The following is a 12,688-nucleotide window of genomic DNA, read 5'->3' as shown; positions in this document are numbered from 1 at the left end:
GTAAGAAAGGACACCACCATGACCCTTGCACCTGAATCCCCTACGACCGGCCATGACGTCGATGTCCGGTTCAGCCCCGACGGCACCCCGTTGGCGATCCGTCACGACGGCCGGATCTGGATGGTTGATCCCGACATCCACACAGCCCGCTGGTTCACCAGGGACGCATGGTGGGAAACCCGGTACCGGGTCACCGTCGGCACCGGCGACCTGGTCAGCGTCGAGCACTGGCAAGTGCAGGCCCGATCCTCGGGGGCCCATACCGAGCTGCACACGTTCACGCTGCGGCGGGAGCCCTTGGCTGAACACTGGCAACTCGAGTCCATCAGCTAGTGCGAAGTGGTGCAAGACTCGCTGCAGACCTGATCTCACCAAGTGGCCGTCTTTAGTTGGAGCGCCCCCGGACCGCGCATCAAGGGAGAGACCGCTGAGCTTGCGACAAGGGGTCACGGTTCTAGCGCACAAGCTCCACTAGATCCGGGGCTGTCTCCTTCTGCCAGTCTCCGAGGAGTCTTCGGGCGACCTCATACTGTTCCTGAATTGGTGCTCGCTGCTCGATGAGTTTTGAGGGGTCGATGAAGTCGAATAGAGGAAAAATGCCGTCTTCGTCGCGTCGGAACCCGTCAATTCCGGCCAATCCAAGCCCAAATTCCTCCGCGAGGCGCAATGCGTCAAAGGCAATCTCGGACTTGATCAAGACCATTGACTCTTCAAGCGACACATGTTCGGGAAACTTGTCTTGGAGGGCTGAAGCAAAGTCATCTTCTACCTGGGGCTCTTCCAATCGGGTTCTATTTCGTCTTGAATTTGCACGATCATTCCGTCCTGGTTCGCCGGATGGACGACCACGTCAACAGGACCAGTCCCGGGTTGCGACCACGGTAGACGGCCAGCGTCCTCAAGTACCTCATTGGCGTCTGCCACCGCCGCTTTCAGGCGATACCCCTTTTCTTCTATTGTGATGACGAAAGGGACCTCTTGGGTACGCCAACGATCGAGAATGCCCGGAAGCAACGATCCGAAGGCACCTGCGACGGGAGAGGCGTCGGTGGCCCCGCGAACGGTTACCAAGTAGCCGTGCGTGTTCCCAAACCATTCCAGGTCCGAGATGAGGTCAATTGCTGCATCAAGTCCTGCAGTCCTGTAAGGGTACATAAACTTTGATTCGAGGTACTGGCAGAGGGCTGTAACGTCCGAAAGTCCCGAGAAGTCAAGTTCGAAAACCATCATCCTGTGTGAGCGCGCGTCAGCTTTGAGTTGATCAAGCAGAGATTCAGTAACTCCCAGATGAACGGCGTACTGTTTGCTGATTTCGTCGATTTTCACGGGCCTACCTGATCTGAACCGGTGGATTTATGGGGCGTCAATAATAGATCCGAAGTCAACGCCACGATGCCCAGAAGCACGGCGGTCGGGAAGAATGTACTCCAGTTATAGTGCGTTCCCTACAGCTCAATGCCATTTTTCACGAACAAGAGCGCCCATAAGGGATCCTGCTGCGTTCGTGAACTATGGAAAAGGTTTACCGTCAGAGCCAACGGAAAATGCTTTCATGGTTCCGCCTCCCCCGGCCCTGTAAGGTTCCTCCGGCGTGCCGATTGTGTTTACCTCAGCATGGCCGTTCAGCGAGTACGTGATGTCGAACCCGAACTCGTAGTAGCCATCCTTTGGGAAAACCGAAAGCGTAACCTCCGCTGCATCGTTTTGCGCCACAGTGAATGCTGAACCCGCAAACCCGGTGGGGATTGTCGCTGCAAGCGGACCGTTCCCAACACCCTTAATGACGCCTTTATCTACTGCTACACCCTTTCCAGACTGGAGAGTAACTTCATAGTTCCGTTGGTCGGCACCGCCACAGCCTGAGCCTGAGCCTGAGGGGGACGTAGTCCACTGGGCGGCACCCTCAATATGCTTGTACACACGCGGCGATATCGATTCAACCAGAAGGGTGTCAGCAGGTTGGCGCGCCGTAAGCAACAATTTCAGTTGGGCTGTGTTCCACGGCACTGTTACCCCCGATTTGGTAAGAACGAACGGGTCCAAACCTTGAGCCGAGGTAAGAAATTCCTGAGGGGAAGGACCGCCTGGAATCACCCCGGCAGTGACCTGGCCGCAAGCCACCCAGGGCCAGGAGCTTTCCTTGGCGATCAAGGCGGAATGTCCCAATGAGTCATCAACGACTTGAAATAGCCCGGGGATATACCTGTCGACTGCTTTTCCCAATGCAGGGCTCAGAAGGGCCCCTGCGAGAAATCCAAGCACCCCAACAACGGCAGCTGACTTGGGGAACTTTCTTCTCGGGATGTCGCGGCGCTTGAGGGGCTTGTCGTTACCGAAGGAATCTGCGTTCGACACTAAAGGGCCTCCTCAAGCTCACGTCCTTGAGGACTCAACCTACTCGCAAGAGGTATCCGCTGAGACGATTGACACGTTTAAGCGACGCGGACCATTGGCCCTCGGCAACGACGGTTCGGTCTCTGACGCAGCCCCTTTCCGATGGAAGTGGAATACCAAAAATGACATAGCCTTGGACACATCCTTGCGGAATTGCGGCTTGCCCGGTCAGCGCCGGCGATGAAACACTCTGGCCATGAATCCTTGGTTCGAACGCCAGAAGGTCACGCCGCCAGCGGTTGAAGCTACCGTGCACTATGTATCTGCTTCTGCCGTTATCAATGCATCAAGACAGCGGGTCTGGGACTTCATCAAGCCAGCGGAGAACAGCGTCCTCGTCTCCCCCGATGTTGTGCGAGGCTTCCGAGCTCCTGGTGAGGAGGGGGCTGGTGAGATTCAGGTCTTCATCTCCATGCGCGATGGTCTGGAGCATGTTTCAGCCATAGAAGTCGTAGAAGAGATTCCACTGGAACTGGCCATTACCCGGAACCTCGGTGACCAAGACCCACGAGCGCGTGGGCGGACTTTCCTGCAAGGCGAGGCGGATGGTACAACGGTCCTTGAACACGGGCGGTACTTCAGCCTGCCAGCTGAGGCCGCAGGCCACTTCCATCACTATGAAAAGCACTACAGGCTTCACTGCCGGCAGTACGTCGAACGGGTGAAAGCATTTGTTGAACAACCCCAAGCTGCTGTGGCAGATGCTCCTCCGGATACCGAGCAGCCAGGTCCTCCATTGAGCTAGACACCAATACCGGAGAGGTGATCATCCTACTGATTCCCGCAGGACCTTCCCGCAAAACTACCCGCTGAAGGTGTCGGCTACTCGGCGGTTGTTCCACTCCCATGAAAGGTGCGCGCCTCGCGGCCATGGTGCAGTGCTCGAATCCAACCGTCCCCTTGGACGCTTCCTCCACCGACGCCTCGGGCCAGAGCGCGTTCCTGTCGGACTCCGGAACTTGGAATCTGTTCCATAGGACATTTGACCAACTGGCATGGTGACCCCCCTAAATTCCCCTCTCATCTGTGAAGACGATTTCGAACTGCTGCGGGACCACGTTGAAGGTTGACGGGCTAAGACCCAATGGTGTTCTTGTAACTAACAACGTGGATCCTCACCCCGGCTTGGGCTATTTGATCCAGCGCTGTGGGGTCGGCACTCGGATCTGTCACGAGGTCGTCGATCTGGGTCAGGTCGGCCATTTTCGCCAGCGTCACTTCCCCTACTTTGGAGCCGTCCGCAACGACGATGACGCGCTTGGCTGCGTTAACCATCGCGTTGTTGGTGCGGGCCTCTGTGTCGTCGTGCGTTGTCACACCTCCCTCAGCACTGATCCCGTCCGTCCCGAGCACTGCCGTGCCGATGTTCATGGACCTAAAGGTTGCTTCAGCCAACGGCCCCACCGCTTCAAGAGAGCTGGAGCGGACTTTTCCGCCGGTCATGATGACATTAAATCGCGGGTTTGCCGCACAGTCTGTAGCTATGGTCAGCGCGTTTGTGATGACCGTCAGGCCTGTCCTGTAATGAAGCGCCCTGAGGACGTCGTGCGTCGTCGTGCCACCGTTTACGGCGAGAGCATGGGGTCCAGTGGGGATCATCTGGGCCGCCGTTCGGGCTATAAGAATCTTGGCATCGCGCGCCTGGGAATCCCGCAATCGCGCAGGAATCTCGGCGCTGGATTCGTTTGCCCGGGCGCCGCCATGCGTTCTGACCAGAAGCCCCTGCTCGTCCAACTCGGCCAGATCCCGCCGCAGAGTCGCTTTCGATGACCCGAGCCGAACCACCAAAGCTTCCAGTGAGACGGACTGCTCGGTATGCAGCACCGATAGGATCTGACGCATCCGTTCCAGGCGTTTTCTACTCACTGCTTGCGGTCGAAGCTCTTGGAGGGGCCGCGTAACCAAAACGATCATTCTCCTAATCCGAACAATATTTCTGCTCACTTTAGCAGTTTCTCGCTCAAAAGATTGATCGCTTCGCTCACTTTGCGCACAATGGACATGACGGGAATCACAGCGGATATGGGCCCAGGAGCGGCCCGGTGTTTCCCACTATCGACACCTTCAACGGTCCTGCGATGCCGCTGCACTCTGCCATCCGGACACTATGTCCGGCTGTCTGGGCGACTGCCAGCACCGTGCCGAATCGCCAAAGTAAAGGAAAAAATTGTGAATCATCTTGCGGAGATCGTGTCCCGCAACAAAGCCGGGGAAGGAGTAGGAATCTATGCGGTGTGCTCAGCACATCCATCGGTTCTGGAGGCTTCGATACGCCAGGCCCGCGAGGACGGGACGTATTTGCTCATCGAGGCGACGTCGAACCAGGTCGACCAGTTCGGCGGCTACACGGGCATGAGGCCCGAACAATTCCGGGACTTGGTCTTTTCGATCGCCGATGCAGAAGGCTTCCCTCGGACTCGCCTCATCCTGGGCGGAGACCATCTCGGCCCGAATCGCTGGCAGAGCCTGCCGGCGGAAGAGGCAATGATGAACGCTGAAGGGCTAATCGCTGCCTATGTGGAGGCCGGATACACGAAGATCCACCTTGACTGCAGCATGTCCTGCGGCGGAGATCCCGTGCCGCTCGGCGACCAGACGGTCGCTGAGCGTACTGCGCGCCTTCTTGATCTGGCGGAAAAGGTTGCTGCCCGGCGGTCTCCGCTCAATGAGCCCTTTTATGTCATAGGCACCGAGGTGCCTGTTCCCGGCGGAGCACACGAAAAATTGGAGGATCTGGCAGCCACGACACCTGAGGCTGCGAGAGATACGCTCGACCACCACCGAAAGGCGTTTTCAGCGAAGGGTCTGGACTACATCTGGCCAAGAATTGCGGCGCTGGTGGTTCAGCCCGCAGTGGAGTTCGATCACGCCCAAGTTGTCGATTACAGCCTGGATAAGACCGTCGGTCTGAGCGACGTGCTTAACGGGATGTCCAACACGGTATTCGAAGCTCATTCCACGGACTACCAGGACACAGCCCGCCTCACTGACCTCGTAAAGGACCACTGGGCCATCCTGAAAGTCGGCCCCGGCCTGACGTTCGCAATGCGCGAAGCGCTGTTTGCTCTGGCACGCATTGAGGACGAAGTCGTTCCGGCAGAAAATCGGTCCGACCTTATCGAAATAATCGAGCAACGAATGCTGGCTAACCCGAAATACTGGGGCAGTTATTACCACGGCGATGCTGATGAACAAAGAGTCGCGCGCCGGTTCAGCTACAGCGATCGAATCCGCTACTACTGGCCGGATCAGGACATCGATCAAGCCGTGCGCCGCTTGTACGAGAACCTCGACAAGTCCGGAATTCCACTCACACTCCTCAGCCAATTCCTGCCGGCGCAATACGCTCGGGTCCGCGCGGGGCATCTGGTGCCGGGCCCACACGAATTGACGATAGATAAAATCCGCGATGCCCTCCGTCCTTACGCATTCGCCTGCAACCCGCAGGTCCGCGAGCGAGTCAGCAATCCCTTAGGAGCAGTTCGTGTTTGAGATCAGCACGTCCACCGTCGATGCCGGCGCCAGCGCCACCATGCGCGAGATAATGCAGCAGCCCCAGGTTTGGCAGGAGCTCGCATCAATCATCGAGGCGGGTCGGAATGAGATTGATGCCTTCCTCGCCCCACTCCTGAAGCTTGCCAACCTTCGCATCATCCTGACCGGCGCTGGCACGTCGGCCTTCATCGGTGAGATTGCAGCACCGGCATTGTCGAAAAGCCTGGGGAGGCGGGTAGAGGCCGTCGCCACGACGGATCTGGTATCCAACCCGACACAACATTTCGCCGAGCGGCTCCCGACTTTGCTGGTTTCATTCGCTCGTTCGGGTAACAGTCCGGAAAGCACTGCCGCCACGAATCTGGCCGAAGAAGTGCTCGGATACAACTTGGTCCACCATCTGGTGGTCACCTGCGACCCGGCAGGCCTGCTCGCCTCAGAACATCGCGATCAGCCGAATTCACTGGTCCTCCTCATGCCCTCCAAGGCAAATGACGAAGGCTTCGCGATGACGTCCAGCTTCACCTCAATGCTGCTCGCCGGCCTGCTTATCTTTGATGGAAGAAACGACCACGCCATACAAGCGCTGTCATCTGCAGCCTCCGACGTTATTTCGACCCGCTCGAAAGAAGTAGAACTGCTCGTGCATCGGGCCGGCAATAGAGTCATCTATCTGGGCAGCGGGCCGTTGACCGGTCTGGCGCGTGAGTCTGCACTAAAACTTCTGGAACTTACCGCGGGGCACACGGTCACATATTTCGATTCGGCCTTGGGCTTCCGGCACGGACCCAAAGCTGTCATCGACAAAGACACCCTCGTCATTGTCTTCATCTCCTCCGACCCTTACACCAGCCGCTATGACACCGATATCGTGTCCGAACTCCGAACCAATCTGGGTGAAGACCACGTCATGACCATTTCGGCGGACCCCACTGGGGCCGGGGACGGACCGGGGTGGACGCTGGAGGGACTGAGCGGCTTGAATGATGCCTACCTCGCCGTCGCCTACGCCGTTTTCGCCCAACTCTTTGGCCTTAACTATTCACTTCGCCTCGGCGCCCATCCCGATAATCCGTTCCCCGACGGTGGCGTCAACCGCGTCGTTAAGGGCGTCATCATTCATCCTCTGGGAACCTCCCAGCCATCGATGAGCGAGGACAACTGACATGCGAACCTTCCTAGGTGTCGACGGTGGCGGATCCAAAACCGCGTTCGTCCTTATTAACGAGGCCGGTGACGTCCTTGCCGAGACAAAGGGCCCCAGCTCCTATTACTTCGAAGAAGGCATCGGCCTGGTGGAACGTGTCCTGGGTGAAGGCATCGACACCATTTCACGGCAGGCCGGTCTAGCCGCGTCGGATATCACCCAGTCTTTCTTCGGCCTACCCGGCTACGGCGAAGCCAGTGCTGATCTTCAAACACTGGTTTCCATCCCAGAGAGCTTACTCGGCACTACTCGCTACTCCTGCGATAACGACATGATCTGTGGGTGGTCCGGATCTCTCGCCGCAGCGGACGGAATCAACGTCATCAGCGGGACGGGGTCCATGACCTACGGGGAGCGGCGTGGGCGTACTCACCGGGCCGGAGGCTGGGGCGAGCTTTTCGGTGACGAGGGGTCCGCCTATTGGGTCGCGGTACGAGGGCTCAATGCCTTCTCCCGCATGAGTGACGGACGCCTGCGCAGGGGGCCTCTCTATGAAGCCATGAAGTCCCGCGCGGGTGTGCAGAACGACCTTGACCTGGTCGGTGTCGTCCTCAACGACTGGCACGGCCGCCGCACAGCAATCGCCGATCTCTCCAAAACAGTCGTCGAAGCCGCCGAACTCGGCGATTTCGTCGCCCGCGAAATCCTCAACGACGCATGCGACGAGCTGGCGCTCATTATCGACGCCACCGCCAACGAGCTTGGATACACATCCGAGGAAGTTGTCCCGGTCTCGTACTCAGGTGGAATGTTCACCGCGCCGCATATGCTCGAAATCTTCGAAACCTCTTTAGGGTCACGATCCCTCCAATACGAACTGCGCACCCCACTTCTCGGCCCAGACATCGGGGCCGCCCTCTATGCGGCGAAGGTAGCAGGAAAACCCTTATCTGGTAGGGCACTGAAAAAGCTGGAACAACATCCAATTCAATCCGACGCCTAAGAAAGCTGTCATGAAAAAGACCCAATCCTGGATTGTTTATGCATCACTTCTGGTCCTCTTTTGGGGCGTATGGGGAGCCTTCTCGGCGCTGCCGAATACTCTCTACGGGTACCCCAATGAAATGATTTATGTGATCTGGTCCCTCACCATGATCGTTCCCGCGGCCTTCGCATTACGTCGGCAAAAATTCGACCGACGACCCAAAGCCGCCCTTTACGGAATCCTCGTCGGACTGAGCGGCGCGGGGGGCCAACTCCTTCTGTTCAAGGCCCTGACCATCGGGCCCGCCTACCTTATCTTCCCGATCATCTCCATCTCCCCGGCAATCACCGTACTCCTGGCAATACTTTTCCTTCGAGAGAGGCTTTCCAAAATCGCTGTCCTGGGTTTGGCTGCCGTCCTCGTCGCGCTGGTCCTCTTCAGCATCACCAGCGGCGGCGAAGACGCCGGCACCGGCCCTTGGCTGATCCTCTCGATCCTGATCTGCATCGCCTGGGGTGTGCAGGCATTCTTCATGCGGAAAGCCGCGACGATCGGCGTGAACGACGCGACCACGTTCGCGTGGATGGCCATCACCGGGCTGCTGCTGGCACCCATTGCCATCCTTGCAGCCGGCGGACTTCCCATGGACGCGCCATGGCAGGCGCCGGCTCTCACGGCGGCAACGCAATTGCTCAACGCAATCGGTGCGCTGTTCCTCGTAATGGCGTTGAGCAGGGGCAAGGCTTCCATTGTGTCCCCGGTCACCAACGCACTGGCCCCCGCGCTTACGATCGTCGTCTCCCTCGTCGTCTACCAGACACTGCCCACTGTATTCGGGACAATCGCCATCGTCCTGGCGCTAGTTGGTTCAACGCTCATGGTCTACAGCGACGAACGCCGTGGTCAAGCCCTCAGCGAGGCCGTCCTCGAGGAAGACCGTGACGGCAAGCCTGTTTCGCCCTAATGAAACCAGATGAGGGGCCCGGACAGCCGGGCCCCTCATCTGACTCACGCAGTCGCCTCACCCAACCAGCACAAACCCGGACCTCCATACAAGGAACACAATGCCACTGCTATCAACTGCAGATCTCATGGGCGAAGCACAACACACGCAGCACGCCGTCGCCGCCTTCAACGTCATTACCCTCGAGCACGCCGAAGGAATCGCTTTGGGAGCAGAACGAACAGGAATGCCCGCCATCCTCCAGATAAGCGAAAATGCTGTGAAGTACCATGGCTCGCCATACGCCATCGCCGCAGCCAGCGCCGCCGTGGCACGCAACTCCAGTGCGAGAATATCCCTTCATCTGGATCACATCACCGACCCATCCTTGGCCTATCTGGCACCCGAACTATCAGTCAGTTCAGTCATGTACGACGGCGCTGCCCTTCCCTACGAGGAAAACGTCAGACGAACACGGGAAGTAGTTGAATGGGGCCACCAGCGCGGCATATGGATCGAAGCCGAATTGGGTGAAATCGGCGGAAAGGACGGAGCCCACGCACCCGGCGTGCGTACCGATCCCGACGAGGCCCGGCAATTCGTGCAGGCCACAGGCGTTGCTGCACTAGCTGTCGCGGTCGGCTCCTCTCATGCCATGACGTCTAAAACTGCGTCCCTTGACCATGACCTCATCAGGAGGCTCAATTCGAGCTTGGAGATCCCTCTCGTGCTTCATGGCTCCTCCGGAGTCTCAGATGATGAACTCAGACTCGCGGCGCAGGAAGGCATGGTAAAAATCAACATAGGAACTTCCCTTAACCTTGCGTTCACTGCCGCCGCCCGGCGCTACTTGAACGATAACCCCTTGGGCACCGACCCTCGCAAATACCTGCGGGCTTCAAGGGATGCAGTCTCGGAGGTCGCAGCCCATACGCTGATGACTCTAGCAACAGCCCGATGCCCGATCCCCGGTGGGCCACATGCAGTTACCCGGCAGGCCTAAACCGCATTGATCCGTCCCGGCAGGTTCAATATCCCCCGGCTGGCGCCGGGGGGGACGGGTAGATTCTCGCTCTTTAGGCACCGAGATCCTTTAGCCGAAGATGTGCGCCGTTGGAATGTCCATTACCCAGCGCTGCCCTGTGAAGCCTCCGATTCCGTTTCCCTGGTACAGCCATATGGTGCCGCCGTCGTCTTGGGCAATGACGTCGCCACGACCGTCGTTGTCGTAGTCCCCGGGGGCTGCGACCAGGTCCATGCCCTGCCAGCCCCACCCGATTTGAATGCGGTTTTGCCATCCACCCGCCCCATTGCCTGGGTAGAGCCAAAGCTGCCCGTTGGTGTCCCTGGCTATAACATCCGAGGGGCCATCGCCGCTGAAGTCGTGTCCGCTGAAGATCGCGTTCATGACGTTCCACCCCCAGCCCACCTGGACGCGGCCGGGAAACCAGCCTCCATCACCGTTGCCTTTGTACATCCACAGGGCACCGCTGCCGTCCCTGGCCAGGACATCCGGAGCTCCGTCGCCGTCCCAGTCCCCCGGTGAGGTCAGGGCTGTCATGACATCCCAGCGCCAGCCGATCTGGTTGATCTGCGTACCACCGCTCCACCCGGGCACCCGTAGTAACTGGCCGTCCGGGGTCCGAACAACCCAGTCAGCGTGGCCGTCGCCGTCCCAATCCCCTGGCATGAGCACGGCATCAACGGCGCCTATGTTTCCTGCTGCCCTCTGTGGCTGGCTCTCACCATTCGCTGCATAAACCTCTATTTGCCCGCCGTTACCAATGGTCACGAGGTCCGAGTAAACCTCACCGGCATCGGAAGGTTCCTGGACCAAGTTGTGCCAAAGAAAATCGTCTGCACTTGCAGTGGCAGGCACAGCCGTTCCAGCTACCAGCATGGAGAGAAGGGCAACAACGGACATCATGAAACGGCGCACTGAATCCCCCTGATCCGAACCCTTCCCGCCTGCCGGCGGAGCTCCTTGAGCTTATATTGCCCCCTGCGGACCAACAATACTGAAATGAAACGGCGGGTTCGCGAGCACTATTGATGAGTCTGGTCGCCTCTTGGGCTCCCGGTGGGACTCAAGCTACGCTGGCGGGGTGCGGATCGACGGCGTAAAACTCTGGGCACTGCTGTACGAGTTGGACGATCCAGCGCACCTGGAGACGCCGCAAGGATTCGACTGGGAAGCCGCGCGCCGACAGTTCGACCACCTGGTCGCGCGCCTCAACGCCGCTTTTCAGACCACGTGACGCGACGGATCGGAGCATCGAGGATGCCTCGTATCACGCCGAGCTGACCGTTCCTGCCGACGCAACCGCCACAGGATGCGATCTCGTCGTCCGGGTCTCGAACTTCGGCAATCTCGCCGTTCTGGTGCTTGAGAACCCGGGAGCTTATGACCAAGAGGAGTTCGACGCGCTCGTTCACGAGAGTGACCTCACACGCATCTTGGAGAGCCTTGACGAGGGAGATTACATCCTCGTTCCGGAAGAGCCGCTTTGGTCGCCCTACGACGGCCGCGTCTCCGCTTCGGTGTTCCTGCAAAGCAAGCCGAGCTGGTGGATCAGGTACTTCGACTACCTATAGGCGTGCCACCGACGATACTCCGGAACAGTCTCAAGTCGGCCGCAGGCAGCCCTTTGTCCTGGACGGTTCGGCGCTACCTCTAAAGCCTTCCCAAAAGCTCCGTCTTCTTGCTTTCAAATTCTGCTTCGGTGATGATACCGGCGGCCTTCAATTCTCCGAGTTTGGTCAGTTGCCCCATCACATCACCCTGGGCCCCTCGGGCAGCGGCGGGAGCCTGCGTTACAGGAAGCTCGTGTGCGGGAGCGCTGTCGTTGGGCTGTTGTGTCGGATGTGTACCAAGGATGAGCTGAGTAAGAACCTCTTTCACCTTCGCAGCTTCGGAATGCGAGACGCGGAAATCCACTGTGTTGCCGGAGGTAATGACAGAAACTTTGCTGTTCAGCAAGCCGTCCCGCGACGTGGTCACACTGGACATGCTTTTGACTGGGATCATTTCTGTCCCGGACTTACCGTTTTTGAACCCCGTCGCAAGCAAAGACACGCCTGCCGTGAGTACTCCTGCAGTGAGCTTTCCGCTCGATACTCCGCGGGGCTTTATCCATTCGATCCGGTCCTTATACACCGACACCTTGGCGTTTTTCCCGTCAATGTGCGAGGTAAAAGTGAAAAATGGCTGTGTTTCCAATTTCGTTCCCTCCATGTTCCGGCCAACGGCGTTGTCAGCGATCCTCCCCCAAGCCCAGGAGAACCCAGCCTCTTGGCGAGGATCTTAGCAATATGACGACCGGAAAAAGTAGGGGCCGTGGCCATGCGAGCCGCAGGACTCCTTCCTTCCTTGGACGATGAACCCTACGGTTGTCTCGTGGCCAGAATGACTCCCAAGGAAGCTACTGCCGTCAATGTGCTGCTGGGCTACTTTGCAGGTCGGTCCGAACAACCACCTGCAGAGATTGTGCGGTCGCTTGAAACGCTCGCCAACCGGGCCCATAATCGTTTGCAGGCAGGATGGAATGAAACCGCGGTGCGGCAACAGTGGCCCTATGCCTTTCAATTGGAGACTGACCAAAGCAACGAACAGGCGACTGAACAAGCACCAGCAGCTCCTGAGGCTGATTAGATCAGCATCGACGGCAGGCTGTTAAGGCATTCCTCCAGAAACACTGAAGCTCTCGCCTTGCTTGACCTTGAC

16 protein-coding genes are annotated in these 12,688 nt (G+C 58.5%); 10 read left to right on the top strand and 6 right to left on the bottom strand.

The annotated features are described in order from the left end of the window. Positions 1 to 18 precede the first annotated feature (18 nt). Positions 19 to 333 (top strand): hypothetical protein, encoded by a 315-nt coding sequence (locus tag AB4Y87_RS20085; protein WP_442006041.1) that lies wholly within the window; start codon positions 19 to 21, stop codon positions 331 to 333. Between the two features lie 121 nt (positions 334 to 454). Here the strand turns inward: AB4Y87_RS20085 and AB4Y87_RS20080 are convergent, their stop codons facing one another. From AB4Y87_RS20080 to AB4Y87_RS20070, 3 genes are all read right to left on the bottom strand, one after another. Further along, a complete protein-coding gene (locus tag AB4Y87_RS20080; protein WP_442006040.1) occupies positions 455 to 784 on the bottom strand; it encodes a hypothetical protein in 330 nt (109 codons plus the stop codon). After that, positions 766 to 1,326, bottom strand: coding sequence for a barstar family protein (locus tag AB4Y87_RS20075; protein ID WP_442006039.1), 561 nt, complete (start codon positions 1,324 to 1,326; stop codon positions 766 to 768). Before AB4Y87_RS20075 ends, AB4Y87_RS20080 begins: the two co-directional genes overlap by 19 nt. A 183-nt stretch (positions 1,327 to 1,509) precedes the next feature. Continuing rightward, the gene (locus AB4Y87_RS20070; protein ID WP_442006038.1) at positions 1,510 to 2,043 is read right to left on the bottom strand and encodes a hypothetical protein; all 534 of its coding nucleotides are present in this window, start codon (positions 2,041 to 2,043) and stop codon (positions 1,510 to 1,512) included. 547 nt (positions 2,044 to 2,590) lie between these two features. Here AB4Y87_RS20070 and AB4Y87_RS20065 point away from each other — a divergent pair. Then, entirely contained in the window at positions 2,591 to 3,139 is a 549-nt protein-coding gene (locus tag AB4Y87_RS20065) for an SRPBCC family protein (RefSeq protein ID WP_442006037.1), read from the top strand. A gap of 329 nt (positions 3,140 to 3,468) precedes the next feature. On the opposite strand, the gene AB4Y87_RS20060 is transcribed toward AB4Y87_RS20065, so the two are convergent. Further along, complete coding sequence (locus AB4Y87_RS20060; RefSeq protein WP_442006036.1) at positions 3,469 to 4,236, bottom strand: DeoR/GlpR family DNA-binding transcription regulator; 768 nt, start codon at positions 4,234 to 4,236, stop codon at positions 3,469 to 3,471. Positions 4,237 to 4,389: 153 nt separating this feature from the next. Here AB4Y87_RS20060 and AB4Y87_RS20055 point away from each other — a divergent pair, with 153 nt between their 5' ends. From AB4Y87_RS20055 to AB4Y87_RS20035, 5 genes are all read left to right on the top strand, one after another. Next, a complete protein-coding gene (locus tag AB4Y87_RS20055; protein WP_442006061.1) occupies positions 4,390 to 5,886 on the top strand; it encodes a D-tagatose-bisphosphate aldolase, class II, non-catalytic subunit in 1,497 nt (498 codons plus the stop codon). After that, complete coding sequence (locus tag AB4Y87_RS20050) at positions 5,879 to 7,054, top strand: SIS domain-containing protein (protein WP_442006035.1); 1,176 nt, start codon at positions 5,879 to 5,881, stop codon at positions 7,052 to 7,054. The genes AB4Y87_RS20055 and AB4Y87_RS20050 overlap by 8 nt, the downstream gene beginning before the upstream one ends. 1 nt (position 7,055) lies before the next feature. Then, positions 7,056 to 8,039, top strand: a complete 984-nt coding sequence (locus tag AB4Y87_RS20045) for an N-acetylglucosamine kinase (protein WP_442006034.1) — start codon at positions 7,056 to 7,058, stop codon at positions 8,037 to 8,039. Positions 8,040 to 8,049: 10 nt separating this feature from the next. Then, entirely contained in the window at positions 8,050 to 8,985 is a 936-nt protein-coding gene (locus tag AB4Y87_RS20040) for a DMT family transporter (RefSeq protein ID WP_442006033.1), read from the top strand. A gap of 100 nt (positions 8,986 to 9,085) precedes the next feature. Then, the gene (locus tag AB4Y87_RS20035) at positions 9,086 to 9,967 is read left to right on the top strand and encodes a class II fructose-bisphosphate aldolase (protein ID WP_442006032.1); all 882 of its coding nucleotides are present in this window, start codon (positions 9,086 to 9,088) and stop codon (positions 9,965 to 9,967) included. Between the two features lie 90 nt (positions 9,968 to 10,057). On the opposite strand, the gene AB4Y87_RS20030 is transcribed toward AB4Y87_RS20035, so the two are convergent. Next, a complete protein-coding gene (locus AB4Y87_RS20030) occupies positions 10,058 to 10,903 on the bottom strand; it encodes an FG-GAP repeat domain-containing protein (protein WP_442006031.1) in 846 nt (281 codons plus the stop codon). 166 nt (positions 10,904 to 11,069) lie between these two features. Between AB4Y87_RS20030 and AB4Y87_RS20025 the strand changes: the two genes are divergently transcribed. Then, entirely contained in the window at positions 11,070 to 11,222 is a 153-nt protein-coding gene (locus AB4Y87_RS20025) for a hypothetical protein (RefSeq protein ID WP_442006030.1), read from the top strand. A gap of 124 nt (positions 11,223 to 11,346) precedes the next feature. Further along, a complete protein-coding gene (locus AB4Y87_RS20020; protein ID WP_442006029.1) occupies positions 11,347 to 11,559 on the top strand; it encodes a hypothetical protein in 213 nt (70 codons plus the stop codon). A 79-nt stretch (positions 11,560 to 11,638) separates the two neighbouring features. On the opposite strand, the gene AB4Y87_RS20015 is transcribed toward AB4Y87_RS20020, so the two are convergent. Further along, positions 11,639 to 12,184 carry an SHOCT domain-containing protein gene (locus AB4Y87_RS20015; RefSeq protein WP_442006028.1) on the bottom strand — a complete coding sequence of 182 codons (546 nt, stop codon included), beginning with the start codon at positions 12,182 to 12,184 and terminating at the stop codon, positions 11,639 to 11,641. Positions 12,185 to 12,370: 186 nt separating this feature from the next. Here AB4Y87_RS20015 and AB4Y87_RS20010 point away from each other — a divergent pair, with 186 nt between their 5' ends. Next, entirely contained in the window at positions 12,371 to 12,616 is a 246-nt protein-coding gene (locus AB4Y87_RS20010; protein WP_442006027.1) for a hypothetical protein, read from the top strand. Positions 12,617 to 12,688 lie beyond the last annotated feature (72 nt).

This window comes from Paenarthrobacter sp. RAF54_2 (assembly GCF_052113945.1).
GTDB lineage: Bacteria > Actinomycetota > Actinomycetes > Actinomycetales > Micrococcaceae > Arthrobacter.
The sequence above is the reverse complement of the archived record's forward strand: the minus strand, read 5'-3'. Positions and strand labels throughout refer to the sequence as shown.